Below are 15,740 nucleotides of genomic sequence, written 5' to 3' on the forward strand. Positions count from 1 at the left end.
CCGTCCCCGGCGGGGGCGGCCGCCTCGCGTCATGCGCGGGTCAGCCGCGATCGTAGGCCGCGCTCCAGGCGAGCGCGTCGACGGCGTCGCCGCCGAGCTCGGGATGCCGCAGCCGGAACTCCGAGGAGGACGCGGCGTAGTCGGCCTCGAGGGTGCGGGCCGCCTTGGCGAGTGCCGGTCCGGCGACCCCGCCGAACCGTGCGATGACCCTGGCGTCGTCGCGGGCGGGACGGGGCGTGCTGCCCCAGCCGGTCCACTCCACGACGGCACGGGTGAGACGAGGCTCCATTGCCTTCATCGGTGCTCCTTGCTTCGTTGCATCAACGATGTTATGCCTACTCGGGCGAAGTGTCGCCACGGTGTCCACGTGGTGTCGGCACGCCGTCCTCACGCCGCGGGATCCCGAGCGGGTTCCCGTCGCGCAGCTCCGGCGGCAGCACCTCGGCGGGCGCGTCCTGGTACGCCACGGGCGTGAGGAACCGGCGGATCGCGGTCGCGCCGACGGAGGTGTGCACCGACGCCGTCGTGGCGGGCCAGCCGCCGCCGTGGTGCTGCGCCCAGGCGATCGCGACGCCCGTCGGCCAGCCGTTGAACACGAGTCGCCCGGCGACGCGCTCGAGCTTCTCGGCGAGGGCGGTCACGTCTTCACCCGGTGCGTGGTGGATCGACGCGGTGAGGCTGCCCTCGAGCGACGCGAGCGTGGCGTCGAGGTCGTCGTCGTCGCGATAGCGCACGAGCACGGTGAGCGGCCCGAAGCACTCCTGCAGCCACGCGTCCGGTGCGGCGGTGAGGGCGGGCGCATCGGTCGCGACGACGGTGGCCGCGGCATCCGCACCCTCGGCCGCGCCGCGCCAGACGATCTCGGCATCGTCGAGGCCGGCCAGCCGGGCGGCGCCGTCGGCGAAGGCGGTCGCCATGCCGTCGGTGAGCAGCCGCTGCGAGCCGACCGTGCCGAGCGCGTCGCACAGCGCCTCCTCGAAGCCGGCGTCGGCCGGCACGAACACGAGCCCGGGCTTCGTGCAGTACTGGCCGCCGTCGCGGGTGAACGAGCCCGCGAGTCCGGTCGCGACGCCCTCGACGTCGCCGGCGGCCGCCGCCCGCGTGACGACGACGGGGTTGAGCGAGCCGAGCTCCCCGTAGAACGGGATGGGCGCGGGCCGCGCCGCGGCGAGGTCGAAGAGCGCGCGTCCGCCGCGCAGCGAGCCGGTGAAGCCGACCGCGGCCACGAGCGGATGCCCCACGAGCTCCACGCCCGCGTCGAGTCCCTCGATCACCGAGAGCGCATCGGCGGGTGCGCCCACCTCGACGAGCGCGAGCCGGGCGACCTCGGCCACATGTCGTGAGAGCAGCGGATGCCCCGGATGCGCCTTCACGACGACGGGGCATCCGGCGGCGAGGGCCGACGCGGTGTCGTTGCCGAGCACCGAGAACGCGAACGGGAAGTTCGACGCTGCGAACACCGCGACGGTGCCGATGGGCCGCAGCATCCGTCGCAGGTCGGGGCGCGGCGGGATGAGCCGCGCATCGGGCGGGTCGATCGCCGCCTCGAGGTAGGAGCCCTCCTCGATGACGCCGGCGAAGAAGCGCAGCTGGGTGGCCGTGCGCACGACCTCGCCGCCGAGTCGCGCCTCGGAGAGGTGGGTCTCGTCGTGCGCGAGGCCGACGAGCTCGTCGCGGTGGTGCTCGATCGCGTCGGCGAGCGCCCGCAGCCAGGTCGCGCGCTCGGCGCGGGTCGATCGGTCGACGCCGGATGCCGCGGCGGCGCGCACGGCCGCGTCGACCTCCCCCGAGGCCGCGGTCGTCGCGTCGACGGCGACGGTGTGACGGCCGCTCATCAGAACGCGTTCAGCCCCGTGAGGGCGCGGCCGAGGATGAGCTGGTGGATCTCGTCGGTGCCCTCGTAGGTGCGCACCGACTCGAGGTTGGCCGCGTGCCGCATGACCGGGTAGGCGTCGGTGATGCCGTCGCCGCCGAGGATCGTGCGGGCCTGGTGCGCGATCTCGAGCGCCTCGCGCACGCTGTTGAGCTTGCCGACCGAGATCTGCGCGGGCGTGAGGCGGCCCTGCTCCTTGAGCCGCCCGAGGTGGAGGGCGAGCAGGATTCCCTTCTCGAGCTCGAGGAGCATGTCGGCGAGCTTCGCCTGCGTGAGCTGGTTCGCGCCGATCGGCTTGCCGAACACCTCGCGTTCGCGCGAGCGCTCGAGCGCAGCCTCGAAGCACGACCGGGCGGCGCCCATCGCTCCCCAGACGATGCCGTACCGGGCCTCGTTGAGGCAGCCGAAGGGCCCCGAGAGTCCGGATGCCCCGGGCAGGATCGCATCGGCCGGTACGCGCACCCCGTCGAGCTCGACGTCGCACTGCACGGAGGCGCGCATCGAGAGCTTGCCCTCGATGGGCGTCGCGGTGAACCCGGCCGTCGTGGTCGGCACGAGGAAGCCGCGCACGGCGGCCCCGCCGTCGCCGTACGCAGCATCCTCGACGCGCGCCCACACGACGGCGACATCGGCGAGCGACGCGAGGCCGATCCAGCGCTTGGCGCCCTCGAGCACCCACTCGTCGCCGTCGCGGCGCGCGACGGTGGTCATCGCCGCGGGGTCGGAGCCGCCCTGCGGCTCGGTGAGGGCGAAGCATCCGATGAGCTCGCCCTTCGCCATGCCCGGCAGCCACCGCTGCTTCTGCTCCTCGGAGCCGTAGCGGCGGATCGCGCTCATCGCGAGCGACCCCTGCACCGAGACGAACGTGCGCCAGCCCGAGTCGGCGGCCTCGAGCTCGAGGCAGACGAGGCCGTAGCTCACCGCGCCGGCGCCCGCGCAGCCGTACCCCTCGAGGTGCATGCCGAGGAAGCCCTGCTCGCCGAGCTCGCGCACGAGCTCGCGGCGGAAGTGCCGCTGCTCGAAGTCCTCCTCGATGATCGGGAGGATGCGCTCCTGCGCGAAGGCGCGGGCGCGCTGCTGCCAGTCGCGCTCCTCGTCGGTGAGCAGTCCGTCGAGGTCGAAGACCTCGTCGAGGCGTGGGGCCGTGGTCATGCGGTGGGTCCTTTCTCACGGGGAGTCTCACGGTCGCGCGGCTCGCGCGGGTCGCGCGGCTCGCGCGGGTCGCGCGGCTCGCGCGGGTCGCGCGCAAGCCAGTCGGCGCCGGCGTGCTCGTCGAGCCGCGGCGGGGGCGTGCGGTAGTCGGGGGCGGCCTGCGAGAGGCCGATGGGGTTCGCGACGGTACGGCTCGCGCCCAGCTCGACGACGGGCTCGAGCCCGAGCGACTCGGCGAACGCGATGGCCTCGGCGACGTCGTTCACGAGCCCGGCGGGCACGCCGGCGTCGGTCAGCGCGCGCACCCAGTGGTCGGCGGATGCCGCGGCGAGCGCGCCCTCGAGCTCGGCGTGCAACAGGTCGCGGTGCGCCACGCGGGCCTCGTTCGCGGCGTAGCGGGGGTCGTCGGCGAGCGCCGGCACGCCGAGGAGCCCGGCGAGCGCGCGGAACTGCCGGTCGTTGCCGACGGCGATCACGAGGTCGCGGTCGGCGGCGGGGAACACGGCGTACGGCGCGATGCTCGGATGCCGGTTGCCGAGCCGTCGGGGCGCCCGTCCGGTCGCGAGGGTCGAGGCCGCCTGGTTCGTGAGCGCCGAGAGGAGGCTCTGCAGCAGGTTCACCTCGACGCGCTGGCCCAAGCCGGTGCGGTCGCGGTCGCGCAGGGCGAGCAGGATGCCCGCCACGGCGTTCTGCCCGCAGAGCACGTCGACGAGCGCGACGCCCGCCTTCGACGGCTCGCCCTCGGGCTCGCCGGTGATCGACATGAGCCCGCCGACGGCCTGCACGAGCAGGTCATAGCCGGCGAGGGTCGCCCCGTCGCCCGTGCCGAAGCCCGTGATCGAGCAGTACACGACCCCGGGGTTCGCGGCGCGAACCTCCTCGTACGACAGGCCGAACCGGTCCATGACGCCGGGGCGGAAGTTCTCGACCACGACGTCGGCGGATGCCGCGAGCCGACGCGCCTCGGCGAGCCCCGACTCCGTGGCGAGGTCGAGCGCCACCGACCGCTTGTTGCGGTTCACGCTGCCGAAGTACGTGGCCTCCCCCGCCGCGTCGACAGGCGGCTTCCAGTGCCGGGTGTCGTCGCCCGCCGGCGACTCGACCTTGATCACGTCGGCGCCGAAGTCGGCCAGGGTCATGGTGGCGTAGGGGCCGGCGAGCACGCGGGAGAAGTCCGCGACGCGCACGCCGGCGAGCGCGCCGCGCGGCATCGCCCGGGTCGACTCGGTCATGGATCATCCGCCTTCGCATGATGCGGCCCAGCGGGGCGCGCCGGATTCATCCTATATCGAATCTTTTTTCCGCGCGGCGCCCGCCGCGGGCGCACCCCTCGGCTAACGTGGTCCCATGGAGACGAGGGTCGGTCCCGGGGCGCGCGAAGCCGTGTTCGCCCAGTTGGCCGACGCCGGGCGTGCCGAGCAGGTCGCCCAGCGCCTCACCGACGGCATCGTGCTCGGGGTGCTCGACCCCGGCGAGCGCCTCCCCAGCGAGCCCGAGCTCGCCCGCCGCTTCGGCGTCGCCCTCATCACCGTGCGCGAGGGCCTCGGCATCCTGCGCGACGCCGGCCTCGTCGAGACCCGACGCGGTCGCGAGGGCGGCAGCTTCGTGGTGCACGACGACGTCGAGCACCGCACGATCCTCACGGCCCGGCTCCGCGGGCTCGCCCAGGTCGAGCTCAGCGACATGGCGGTGTACTTCGGCGCGATCCTCGCGGGCGCCGCCGAGCGGGCGGCCGAGCGCGCGTCCGACGACGATGCGGCCAACCTCGCGGGCTGGCTCCGCAACGCCGACTTCTCCACCGCCGCCGCGGCGCGCACCAACCAGGGCGGGTTCCTGCTCGAGCTCGCGGTGCTCAGCCAGTCGGCGCGGCTCGTGCGCGAGCAGATCCGGCTGCAGGCCGAGTTCGGGCCGCTGCTCCTGCTCGGCCTCGCCGACGAGGGTGCCCGCGACGAGGTCGCCGACCTGAACCAGCGCATCGTGCGGGCGGTGGCGCGGCACCGGGCGGTGCGGGCCCGCGAGGCGGCGGGCGAGCTCGTCGCGATGCTCGCGCGTCGGCTGCTCGCCGCGAAGGCCCGCGTCGAGCGAGGGGGTGCGCTCGATGAGCCGCACGCCGACTGAGGTCGCCGACGCCGTCAGCGAGGTGTTCCGCGGCGTGTTCGACCAGCTCGCCGCGTGGCGCACGCCGATCGAGCAGCTGCTGGCCGCGAGCGTGAGTGCTGCGGGCGCGGTCGGCGCGGCCGGCAGCACGAGCGGCGCCGCGCGCGGCGAGGTCCGCCCGGCGACGCTCGACGCGACCGTGGCCGACCTCGTGCTCCCGCGGCTCGAGGAGGCCGACCCGATGCTCGTCGGCGCGGGGTTCATCGCCGACGGGGAGGTGGTGCGCGGCAAGGGCGTGCACTTCGCGTGGTGGCTGGGCCCCCTCGACGACAACCCCGTGCTCGGCTCCACCGACGGACCCACCCGGCTCGACCTGTCGACGCGCGGCTACACCGAGTACCTCCGCGACTTCCGCGCCCTCGAGTGGTACCGCATCCCGGCGACCACGCGGCACGCGCACGTGACCGGCCCCTACGTCGACCACCTCTGCACGTGCGACTACATCCTCACGCTCACGATGCCCGTGCACGACGCCGACGGCGAGCGCATGGTCGGCGTCGTCGGCGCCGACGTCGCGGTGCGCACGCTCGAGCGTGCGCTGCTCGCCACGTTCCTCGACGTCGACGATCCGCTCGCGCTCGTGAACGAGCACGGCCGGGTCGTGCTCTCCACCGAGCCGGCGCTGCAGGTCGGCCAGCTGGCGGGCCCGGGGGCCGAGACGGTGCCGTGCGCCGGCACGCCGTTCGCCGTGCGCGTGCGGCCCGCGGCATCCGGTTCGTGATCAATCATTCAGTGGTATATCTTTGACGGACGAGCGACTGCACCGCGGCAGACGGACTCTCCCGCGTGTGTGCACCTGAGAAGGAGAGAACTCCCATGAGCTATGCCGTGACCAACCCCGCCACCGGCGAGACGGTCAAGACGTTCCCGACCATCACCGACGCCGAGCTCGAGGCCGCCATCGCCGCCGCCGCCGAGGCGCACCGTACCTGGTCGAAGTCGACCACGGTCGAGGAGCGTGCCGCGCTCATCCGCCGCGTGGGCGAGCTGCACGTCGAGCGCCGCCAGGAGCTGGCCGAGATCATCGTGCGCGAGATGGGCAAGCCCATCGAGCAGGCCCTCGCCGAGGCCGACTTCGCCGGCGACATCTACGGCTACTACGCCGACAACGCGGCCGAGTTCCTGAAGGACGAGCCGGTGTCGCTCCTCGCGGGCGACGGCTCTGCGGTGATCCGTCGCTCCTCGCTGGGCGTGCTGCTCGGCGTCATGCCGTGGAACTTCCCGTACTACCAGGTGGCCCGCTTCGCCGGCCCCAACCTCATCATCGGCAACACGATCCTGCTCAAGCACGCCGAGCAGTGCCCCGAGTCGGCCGCCGCCATCGCGCAGATCTTCGCCGACGCGGGCTTCCCTGAGGGCGCGTACGTCAACATCTACGCGTCGCACGCCCAGATCGAGACCGTCATCGCCGACCCGCGCGTGCAGGGCGTCTCGCTCACGGGCTCCGAGCGCGCCGGCGCCGCGGTCGCCGAGGTGGCGGGCCGTCACCTGAAGAAGGTCGTGCTCGAGCTCGGCGGCTCCGACCCGTTCATCCTGCTGTCGACCGACGACCTCGACTCTGCTGTGCAGAACGCGGTCGACGCACGCCTCGACAACAGCGGCCAGTCGTGCAACGCGGCGAAGCGCTTCATCGTGATCGACGAACTGTACGAGCCGTTCCTCGAGAAGTTCACCGCGAAGATCGCCGAGGTCGAGGCGACCGACCCGACCTCGTCGGACTCGGCGCTCGGCCCGCTGTCGTCGCTGAAGGCGGCCGAGGGCCTCGACGAGCAGGTCAAGCGCGCGGTCGAGCACGGCGCGACGCTCGTGCACGGCGGCACGCGCGACGGCGCGTTCTTCCAGACGACGGTGCTGACGGATGTCTCCGCCGACAACCCCGCGTCGAAGGAGGAGTTCTTCGGCCCGGTCGCGCAGGTGTACCGTGCGACCGACGAGGGCGACGCGGTCCGCATCGCGAACGACATCCCGTTCGGCCTCGGCTCCTACGTCTACACGACCGACGCCGCGCAGGCCGACCGTGTCGCGAACGCGATCGAGGCGGGCATGGTGTTCGTCAACCTCGTGCTGGCCGACGGCGCGGAGCTGCCCTTCGGCGGCGTGAAGCGCTCGGGCTCGGGCCGCGAGCTCGGCCGCTTCGGCGCCGACGAGTTCGTCAACAAGAAGATGATCCGCATCGGCTGACGCCCTCCGGTGGTCGAGGAGCGCCCGCTGGAAGCGGGGCGCGTCTCGAGATCCGCACGCACGAGCCCCCGACCGTTCCGGTCGGGGGCTCGTCGCGTTCGTCACGACCTCGTCGAGGCTGCGTCGGTGACGTCGGTGGTCGCCGATGCGTCCGAGCGCCGTGCGCGCATCATCCGGGCGAGGTGGGCGGCGTCGCGCGACACGCCGGGCAGCGTCGCGGAGGCCATGGCGTACATGAAGTCCATCCCGATGGCGTAGAGCCCGGGAACGGCGTCGACGACGCCCCGGTACTGGCGTAGGCGCCCCGACTCGTCGAAGGCGGGGAGGTCGACCCAGCCGAAGTCGTCGTCGTACCCCGTGCACCAGATGACGTTCGCCACGTCGAGCACGCGGCCGTCGTCCGCGACCGGCCTCCCGTCGGCGACGCCCGTCACCCGCCCCACGCGCGAGACGCCGGCCGCGTCGAGATCCGCGAGCTTCGTGCGGATCAGCGGAGCGCCGTGGCCGGCGAGCTTCGGCAGCACGCGACGACCGATCGGCGTGCCGAGCGAGAGGACGCGCGTCCCGGCGAAGCGCAGGATGGGCGCGCCCCACCTCGCGAACGCGCGCCCATGCCGCAGGGGGAACTCACCGGACGGGGTTCCCGCGACGGTGGTGGCGTGCGCGCCGCTGACGTCGAGCGCGATCTCGGCTCCCGAGTTGCCGATCCCCACCACCAGGACCGCACCGGGGCGGAGCTGTTCGGGACCGCGGTACGCGCTCGAGTGCAGCTGCAGCACGGATGCCGCCAGCCCCAGCGCGAACCCGGGCACGCGCGGCGCCTGGTGGCCGCCGGTGGCGAGCACGACGTTCCGGCCGAGCCAGCGGCGTGCGCCCGCCTCGACGACGAAGCGGTCGCCGTCGCGGGCGACTCGGTCGACGTGCACCCCGGTGAGCACCGGGAGCTCGAACCGGGCGGCGTAGGCCTCGAGGTAGTCGGCCTGCTCGTCCTTCGTCGGGAACCCGAGCCGGTCGCCCGGGAACGGCATACCCGTGAGTCCGTCGAGCTTCGCGGGCGTGAACAGGCGCAGGGAGTCCCAGCGCCGGCGCCACGCGTCGCCGATGCGCTCGTGCGCGTCGAGGACCACGAAGTCGCGGTGCTGCTGCGCCAGGTGGTAGGCGATCGCCAGGCCGGCCTGCCCGCCGCCGATGACGACGGTGTCGAGTGTGCGGCCGGTGGTGTCCGTGTGGTCAGGTGTCTCGTTCATGCACCGGACGGTACGGCGGCGCCACGCGATCCGCGTCGAGAGGATCTCCCATTCCGCGAGCGCGGTCGTCGGGGATACCACCCATCCGGTTCAGTCGGCGACGCCGTGCCGGAACGCGAACGCGGTCGCGGCCGACCGCGAGGAGACGCCGAGCTTGCCGAAGATGTTGCTGAGGTGCCGCTCGACGGTCTTCTCGCTGAGGAAGAGGTCGCTCGCGATCTCGCGGTTGGTCTCGCCTGCCGCCACGAGCCGCAGCACCTCGGCCTCCCTGGCGGACAGCCCGCCCGGCTGCGCCGTCGGTTCGGCCGACCACTCGGCCTCCGCCGCAGAGAGCGCCTGCCCGGCGCCGAGGTCGGCGAGCACGACGCGCGCCGCGTCGAGCTCCATCGCTGCGGATGCCTCGTCGTCGAGGGCCCGGCAGGCCCTGGCCGCGATCAGCCGGCACCGGGCCGCCTCGTAGGGGACGTCGAGGTCACGCCAGCGAGCCCATGCCCGCCGCGACGCCGTCAGCGCGCCACGAGCATCGCCCTCGGCGAGCCGCACGGCCGCGTCGGCCTGCTCGACGACCGCCAGCAGCATCGGCATCGGGCTCGACCGGCTCAGCTCCCGCAGCTCGTCGGCCACCGCACGCGCGGCGGCGACGTCGCCCACGCCGAGCTGGATCTCGACGGTCGCGGGGAGCAGCCAGCGGCGCTCCGCCGGATCCAGTCGTTCCGCCGCGGCGACGACCATGGCGCGCGCCACGTCGGGCTCCGCCTGTGCCAGCCGCAGCAGGGCGAGGCCGGGCTGCGGCTCGAAGCCCGTGCGTGCGGCCTGCTCGTACGCCGCCGCCGCGGCATCCGGCTCACCGCGCAGCCGATGCACCTCCCCGATCTGGTAGCACGCCCCGAACATGCCGTTGGGGTCGCCGAGCTCCGAGAGCTCCCGCGCCAGCTCCGCTGCGGCGAGCGCGTCCGCCCAGGCGCCGTGCAGGAGGAAGAGCTCGGCCCGGTGCGAGTGGCACTGCCCGCTGAACGCGACCATGTCCGGCCGTTCGGCGCACCACCGGTCGAGCGCACGGGTCCACTCGTGTGCGCGCCGCACGTCGAACGTCTGCCGGCAGCACTGCAGGACCTCGCAGTAGACGATGCCCGAGGGAACGGGCGAGAGCTCACCGGCCGTGACGGCCACCATCACCTCGTCGAGCCGGGCGAGACCCTCCGCCGACCGGCCGAGCATGATCTCCGACTGGCCCATGCCGAGCTCGCCGAGCGCGACGAGGTCGGCGTCCTTCGCCGTGCGGGCGAGCTCCGCCGCGCGGGAGAACGATGCCGCCGCGCGCGCGCCGTCGCCGCCGTAGAGGGCCGCCAGCCCTTCGGGGATGAAGAGGAACCCGTGGTCGGGGCGACCGTCGGGATGCTCCTCCAGCAGTCGCTGCGCCCGCGCGAACCAGCCGCCGCCCTGCGCCAGCTGCCCGACGTACATGAACTCCATCCCGAGCCAGACCGCGCAGCGGATGGCGTCGTCCAGGTCTCCATCGGCCAGGAACGCCTCGTGGGCCCGCGTGCGCCACTCGACGCTCTCCTCGAACCGTCCGACCAGGAGGGCCGCGGTCGCCAGCTGCTCGAGGTCGAGTGCGGTGGTCGCCGTCGCGCGATCCGCCGCATCGAGGCCGATGACGGCGTCGGTCCAGCGGTGTTCGAGGTAGGCGGTGCGTCCTCGGTCGAGGGCGGTCGACGCGTCCATGACGCCTCCCGGGAGGTGACGGCGACGACCGCGCACGAGGTCGGGAGACCGTCGACTCCGACCGACGCCCAGCCTCAGGCTAGCCCCGCGCGCACGGCGCGGCAACGCTGCGGGAGATAATCATCCGGTGCTATAGCTTTAGCGCCGAAGGTATGGCATGCTGGCGCAACCGACTGGCGTCCGGGTGGGCGGACGCGATCAACGACGATCACGAAAGGTCACGATGTCCGAACCCGCCAAGCCCGCCGACCTCGGCGACGGCGAGCACCTGAACGTCCTCGGCTACCAGGACGAGTTCAACCGCTCCATGAGCCTCTGGGCGAACTTCGCCCTCGGCTTCACCTACCTGTCGCCGCTCGTCGGCGTCTACTCGCTCTTCGCGCTCGCGCTCACCGTCGGCGGACCGCCCTCCATCTGGTGGATCGTCATCGTCGGCGCCGGACAGCTGCTGGTCTCGCTCGTGTTCGGCGAGGTCGTGTCCCAGTACCCGATCCACGGCGGCATCTACCCGTGGGCACGCCGCCTGTGGGGTCGCCGCTACGCCTGGATGGCCGCGTGGGTCTACATCTGGGCCATGATCGTGACGATCACCGCCGTCGCCGAGTACGGGTCGGGCTTCGCCGCGAGCCTGTTCGGCGTCGAAGCGAATCCGACCACGGGGCTCGTGCTCACCCTCGCCCTGCTGCTCATCGCGCTCGCGATCAACTTCACCGGCACGAAGTGGCTGGCCCGCGTCGCGCGCATCGGCCTCGCGGCCGAGCTCATCGGCGTCATCGGCCTTGGCCTGTACCTGCTGATCTTCCAGCGCAAGCAGGAGTTCAGCATCTTCTTCGACACGATGGGCGTGCAGGGGGACGGCAGCTACCTGCCGGCCTTCATCGGTGCCGCGCTCGCCGGCCTGTTCCTCTTCTACGGCTTCGAGGCGTGCGGCGACGTCGCCGAGGAGGTCGAGAACCCGGCACGACGCATCCCGAAGGCGATGATCCTGACGATCCTCGTCGGCGGCGTCTCCGCGCTGTTCTCCTTCGGCGGCTACGTGCTCGCGGCGCCCGACCTGCAGGCCATCGTCTCCGGCGAGGACGCCGACCCGATCCCCGCGATCCTCGAGTCGACGCTCGGCCCGGTCGGGGCGAAGCTGTTCCTCGTCGTCGCGATCACGGCCTTCCTGTCGTGCGTGCTCAGCCTGCAGGCCGCCGCGAGCCGCCTCCTGTTCTCCTTCGCACGCGACGGGATGCTCCCAGGTCACCGCTGGCTGTCGAAGGTGTCGGAGCGCAGCAAGGTCCCGACCAACGCGCTCATCGTCGCCTGCACGGTGCCCGCGCTCATCGCGGTCCTGGTCTGGCTGAACGCCGACCTGCTCTACCCCGTCACGGCGTTCGCAGTGCTCGGCATCTACGTCGCCTTCCAGATGGTCGTGCTCGCATCGCTGCGGCAGCGCTTCCGCGGCTGGAAGCCCGCCGGCCCGTTCTCGCTCGGCCGCTGGGGCATCGTGGTGAACGTCCTCGCGCTCGGGTATGGGATCTTCGCGATGTACCTGCTCGCGGCTCCCGGCGCTTCGGGTGACTTCTTCACCGACTGGGTGGTCCTCATCGGTCTCGGCGTCGTGCTCGCGACTGGCTTCGCGTACCTCTTCCTCGCGCGCCCCGACCGCAAGTCGGACGCGCCCGCCGGCGACGCGATCGAGGTCGCGGACCGCCTCAGGGCGCACCGCGGCGAGTTCGCCGAGGCGCCCTCCATCGTGAACTGAACCGACGGCGGACGAGCGGTCGCGGCAGGGGGACGCCGCGACCGCTCGTCCGTCGTTCGTGGCCGTCGCGCGTGGCGCAGCGCTACCGTGGCGGCATGCGCACCGTGCGGGTCGACGGCCTCGACCTCGCCTATCGCCGGAGCGGACACGGCGTCCCGCTCCTGTTCCTTCACGGCGCCTTCGGCGACTCGCGCGATTGGACCGCTGAATCGGAGCGGCTCGCCGATCGCGCCGACGTCGTCGCGTGGGACGCCCCGGGCTGCGGCGGCTCCTCCGACGTGCCCGAGGGCTGGACCGACGAGGACTGGTCGGGCGCGATCGCGGGCTTCGTCGACACGCTCGGTCTCGACCGTCCCGTGATCTGCGGGCTCTCCCTCGGATCCGTGCTCGCCCTGCTCGCGGTGCGCGACCATCCCCGCCTCGCTCGGGGCCTCATCCTCGCCGGACCCTACGCCGGCTGGGCCGGGTCGCTCCCGGCCACCGAGGTGGAGCGGCGCATCCACGACTTCGAGGCCACGGCCGACCTGCCGGTGGCCGAGTGGGCGGAGGAGTTCCTGCAGGGCGCATTCCGGGCGGATGCCTCGCCCGAGCGCCTGGCGTCGGCCCGCGCCGCCCTGCTCGAGTGGCGGCCGCAGACGACCGCGGCGATGCTGGAGGCCCTGGGCCGACTCGACCTGCGCTCGTGCCTCCACCTGATCGACGTGCCCACGCTCGTCGTGCACGGCGGCGCCGACCGGCGCAGCCCGTTCTCGGCGGCGCTCGCGATCGCGCAGGCGATCCCGAATGCGCGGCTCGTGGAGCTCGCGGGCCTCGGCCACGACTGCTGCGGCGAGGCCGAGTTCATCCGCGCCGTCGAGCGATTCCTCGACGACCTCGGCGACGAGGCCGCCGCGTAGGCGTCAGCGCTTCTTCGCGGCGTCGATCTGGTCGCGGCGCAGCAGGATGATGCGATCCACGAGCGACTCGGGCAGCGGATGCTCGGGCGTGAACCGGATGGTGCCCTTCGACCACGACCAACCGTGGAGCTCGCCCTCCACCGACGAGACGACCTCGGGGCTGAACGGGTAGAGGCCGATGTGGTCCTTCGTGGACATCAGGCTGAGCAGCGGCGAGTCGCGGTATCGCAGCGCCGGCATGCCGTAGCTCACGCCCTCGACCGCCTCCGGCACGAGTGACACGGCCCTCGCCCGGATCCGCTCGATCAGGTCGCGCTCGGGCTCCTCGAGCCCCGCGATGTAGTCGCTCATCTCCCCCATGTCGTCACATGGTACGCCGGGGGTGCGACGCGCCGCCCGCAGGCAGAGCACGAGCATGATGCCGCACGAGACGAGGTAGAACGTGTGCAGCGCCCAGATCGGGCCGATCGGCAGGCTGAACACGTAGAGCGAGTAGATGGCGTTCGCGGTGTTGATGATGGCCATGCTCGAGACGCTGTACGAGGAGACGTCCCGCGTGCGCAGCGCCTTGCGCAGCATCGGCAGGTTGCTGACCGCGAAGGCCACGGTCGAGACCGTGCCGGCGACCAACGGGATGTCCATGGCGGCAACGGTAGGCCGGGGCATCCGCCCGCCGCGTCGGCCGAAGCGCCCAACTTCGCGGTCCCGCGGGCATGGGTCATTCGATGCAGACGGATGCCGCGCCCGGATCAGACGAGCCCGTTCTCGTACGCGTAGGCGGTCGCGCCGGCGCGCGACGAGAGGCCGAGCTTGCCGAAGATGTTGCTGAGGTGCCGTGCGACGGTCTTCTCGCTCAGCGAGAGCCGCTCGCCGATGGCTCGGTTGGTGAGGCCCGTCGAGACCAGGCGGAGCACCTCGACCTCGCGTGCGGTGAGCGCGCCGGCCGGGCGATCCCCCGTCAGTGCGGCGAGCTCCGCGAGCGCGGGGTCGGCGCCGAGTGCACGGAACACCTCCCGGGCGCTGCGGAACTCGGCCTCGGCCGCATCGCGATCGCCGAGCGCCGCCAGCGCTCGTCCCGCCACCACGCGGCTGCGTGCGAACTCGTAGCCCGCGCCGACCGTCCGCCAGGCCTCAATGGCGGCGCGTGCCGCATCGAGCGCAGCACGCGCATCGGCCTCGGCCAGGAGCACGCGTGCCTCGCCGGCCGCGACCAGCGCCTCGAGCGTCGGCGTCGTCATCAGCCGGCCCGATTCGTGGAGCTCGTCGACCGCGCGGCGAGCCGCTCCGACGTCGCCCGCTGCGAGCTCGATCTCGACGACGGCCGGCAGCAGGTACCGCCGGGTGAACGGATCGACGCCCGCGGCGCTGCGCCGGATCTCGTCCTGCGCCTGTCGGGTGCGCCCGGCGGCGAGGTGGAGCAACGCGAGACCGGGCTGCGGCTCCCACCCCGACTCGCCGGCCCGCCGGTACGCGGCCTCGGCGGAGTGGAACGCGCCGCGCAGGCGTGCGAGCTCGGCGAGCTGGTACGGCGCGCCGTAGACCGCCCGGTAGTCGCCGGCGCGGAAACGCGAGAGCGCGAGCTCGGCGGCCGTGTCGGCCTCGGCCCAGGCCCCGCGCGTGATCAGGAGGGCGGCCTCGAGGGCGTGGCGCTGCCCGCTGAACGTCACGAGCTCGGGCTGGCCTCGGCACCACTCGTCGAGGGCCGCCGTCCAGGCCGCAGCGCGGTCGAGGTCGGAGGCCATGAGCGCGTCCGAGATCACCGCGCAGGCGACGACGCCGGATGCCACGGGCGTGACCTCGCCCGCGGCGATCGAGGACATGGCGCGGTCGAAGCAGCCGAATCCCTCGGCGACCTCGCCCAGCTCGATGAGCGACTTCCCGAGGCACAGCGACGCGTTCGCGATGAGCTCGCGATCGTCCGCCTGCTCGCCGATCGCGAGGACCTCCTCGCTGATGCGCCTCGCCTCGGCAGGGTTGCCGCTGCCGAGCTGCGCCACCGTGGGCGCCAGGCGGACAAACCCTGCGAGCGCACCCGGATGGTCCATGGCCTCGACGAGGTGCATCGCTCGAGAGGCCCAGACGACGCAGCGCGAGAAGTCGCCCAGCTCGATCAGCCACAGCGAGAGCCATCCCGCCGCGCGGGCGGCCCGGTCGGTTCTGCCCGCCGAGAGGTGCGCCTCGTACGCGCGCGACAGCGCGTCGACCGCCTCCTGGGGCTCTCCGCGGAGCAGCGTGACCTCCGCGAGCAGCTCGAGGTCGGTCGCGCCGAGGCCGTCGACCGCGTCCGCGACCGAGAGCCGCTCGTACGCCTCCGCCCAGCGCCGCACCGCCGCGGCCGCGCGGCCCGCCTCGAGTGCGCTCGACGTCATGTCGCCCCCAGCCGGGTGCGGTCCGCCGTGGCCCGACGCCGGCACTCGTCATCGTACGCTGGAGGGGTGATCCGCAGGCGGGTGATCGTGCACGGCGGGGTCCAGGGCGTGGGCTTCCGCTACTCCGCGCAGCTCGAGGCCGACCGCCTCGGGGTCGCCGGCTGGGTGCGGAACCGCTCCGACGGCACGGTCGAAGCCGAGGTCGAGGGCGACGCGGCATCCGTGCAGGCGATGCTCGACTGGCTCGCGCAGGGTCCGCGGGGTGCCGTCGTGCAGGGCACCGACGTCACCGAGGTCGAACCCACCGGCGATCGGGGCTTCCGCATCGGCTTCTGAGCGGAGGCCGCACGACCTCGTCGCCCGTCGACGAGCCCGATTGCCTGATCAGTCACG

The 15,740-nt window shown here is 73.2% G+C and carries 14 protein-coding genes; 6 read left to right on the plus strand and 8 right to left on the minus strand.

Annotation, left to right across the window (positions count from 1 at the left end):
• Window positions 1-40 precede the first annotated feature (40 nt).
• Genes ACWEOH_RS05060 through ACWEOH_RS05075 form a run of 4 tightly spaced genes read right to left on the minus strand, consistent with a single transcriptional unit; the run spans window position 41 to window position 4,257 of the window.
• Complete coding sequence (locus ACWEOH_RS05060) at window positions 41-298, minus strand: hypothetical protein (RefSeq protein WP_148732523.1); 258 nt, start codon at window positions 296-298, stop codon at window positions 41-43.
• A gap of 37 nt (window positions 299-335) precedes the next feature.
• Window positions 336-1,835 carry an aldehyde dehydrogenase (NADP(+)) gene (locus tag ACWEOH_RS05065; protein WP_452028800.1) on the minus strand — a complete coding sequence of 500 codons (1,500 nt, stop codon included), beginning with the start codon at window positions 1,833-1,835 and terminating at the stop codon, window positions 336-338.
• Complete coding sequence (locus tag ACWEOH_RS05070; protein ID WP_452028802.1) at window positions 1,835-3,025, minus strand: acyl-CoA dehydrogenase family protein; 1,191 nt, start codon at window positions 3,023-3,025, stop codon at window positions 1,835-1,837. Before ACWEOH_RS05070 ends, ACWEOH_RS05065 begins: the two co-directional genes overlap by 1 nt.
• Window positions 3,022-4,257: a CaiB/BaiF CoA transferase family protein gene (locus tag ACWEOH_RS05075; RefSeq protein WP_452028804.1), complete on the minus strand. Its 1,236-nt coding sequence runs from the start codon at window positions 4,255-4,257 to the stop codon at window positions 3,022-3,024. The genes ACWEOH_RS05070 and ACWEOH_RS05075 overlap by 4 nt, the downstream gene beginning before the upstream one ends.
• 115 nt (window positions 4,258-4,372) lie before the next feature.
• On the opposite strand from ACWEOH_RS05075, the gene ACWEOH_RS05080 reads away from it, so the two are divergent.
• From ACWEOH_RS05080 to ACWEOH_RS05090, 3 genes are all read left to right on the plus strand, one after another.
• Entirely contained in the window at window positions 4,373-5,143 is a 771-nt protein-coding gene (locus tag ACWEOH_RS05080; protein ID WP_452028806.1) for a FadR/GntR family transcriptional regulator, read from the plus strand.
• Window positions 5,124-5,903, plus strand: a complete 780-nt coding sequence (locus ACWEOH_RS05085; RefSeq protein WP_452028808.1) for a PDC sensor domain-containing protein — start codon at window positions 5,124-5,126, stop codon at window positions 5,901-5,903. The genes ACWEOH_RS05080 and ACWEOH_RS05085 overlap by 20 nt, the downstream gene beginning before the upstream one ends.
• A gap of 95 nt (window positions 5,904-5,998) precedes the next feature.
• On the plus strand, window positions 5,999-7,363 hold the full coding sequence (locus ACWEOH_RS05090; RefSeq protein ID WP_452028810.1) for an NAD-dependent succinate-semialdehyde dehydrogenase: 1,365 nt from the start codon (window positions 5,999-6,001) through the stop codon (window positions 7,361-7,363).
• Between the two features lie 101 nt (window positions 7,364-7,464).
• Here ACWEOH_RS05090 and ACWEOH_RS05095 read toward each other — a convergent pair whose 3' ends face one another.
• Complete coding sequence (locus tag ACWEOH_RS05095) at window positions 7,465-8,610, minus strand: flavin-containing monooxygenase (RefSeq protein WP_452028812.1); 1,146 nt, start codon at window positions 8,608-8,610, stop codon at window positions 7,465-7,467.
• A 90-nt stretch (window positions 8,611-8,700) separates the two neighbouring features.
• On the minus strand, window positions 8,701-10,335 hold the full coding sequence (locus ACWEOH_RS05100) for a LuxR C-terminal-related transcriptional regulator (RefSeq protein ID WP_452028814.1): 1,635 nt from the start codon (window positions 10,333-10,335) through the stop codon (window positions 8,701-8,703).
• A 223-nt stretch (window positions 10,336-10,558) separates the two neighbouring features.
• Between ACWEOH_RS05100 and ACWEOH_RS05105 the strand changes: the two genes are divergently transcribed.
• Both ACWEOH_RS05105 and ACWEOH_RS05110 read left to right on the plus strand, forming a co-directional pair.
• Complete coding sequence (locus ACWEOH_RS05105; RefSeq protein ID WP_452028816.1) at window positions 10,559-12,082, plus strand: APC family permease; 1,524 nt, start codon at window positions 10,559-10,561, stop codon at window positions 12,080-12,082.
• Between the two features lie 95 nt (window positions 12,083-12,177).
• Window positions 12,178-12,978 (plus strand): alpha/beta fold hydrolase, encoded by an 801-nt coding sequence (locus ACWEOH_RS05110; protein ID WP_452028818.1) that lies wholly within the window; start codon window positions 12,178-12,180, stop codon window positions 12,976-12,978.
• A 3-nt stretch (window positions 12,979-12,981) separates the two neighbouring features.
• Here ACWEOH_RS05110 and ACWEOH_RS05115 read toward each other — a convergent pair whose 3' ends face one another.
• Window positions 12,982-13,620 (minus strand): iron chaperone, encoded by a 639-nt coding sequence (locus tag ACWEOH_RS05115; protein ID WP_452028820.1) that lies wholly within the window; start codon window positions 13,618-13,620, stop codon window positions 12,982-12,984.
• 107 nt (window positions 13,621-13,727) lie between these two features.
• The gene (locus tag ACWEOH_RS05120; protein ID WP_452028822.1) at window positions 13,728-15,347 is read right to left on the minus strand and encodes a LuxR C-terminal-related transcriptional regulator; all 1,620 of its coding nucleotides are present in this window, start codon (window positions 15,345-15,347) and stop codon (window positions 13,728-13,730) included.
• Window positions 15,348-15,413: 66 nt separating this feature from the next.
• Between ACWEOH_RS05120 and ACWEOH_RS05125 the strand changes: the two genes are divergently transcribed.
• Window positions 15,414-15,683, plus strand: a complete 270-nt coding sequence (locus ACWEOH_RS05125; RefSeq protein ID WP_452028824.1) for an acylphosphatase — start codon at window positions 15,414-15,416, stop codon at window positions 15,681-15,683.
• Window positions 15,684-15,740 lie beyond the last annotated feature (57 nt).

It is taken from the genome of Agromyces sp. NPDC004153 (assembly GCF_053603635.1).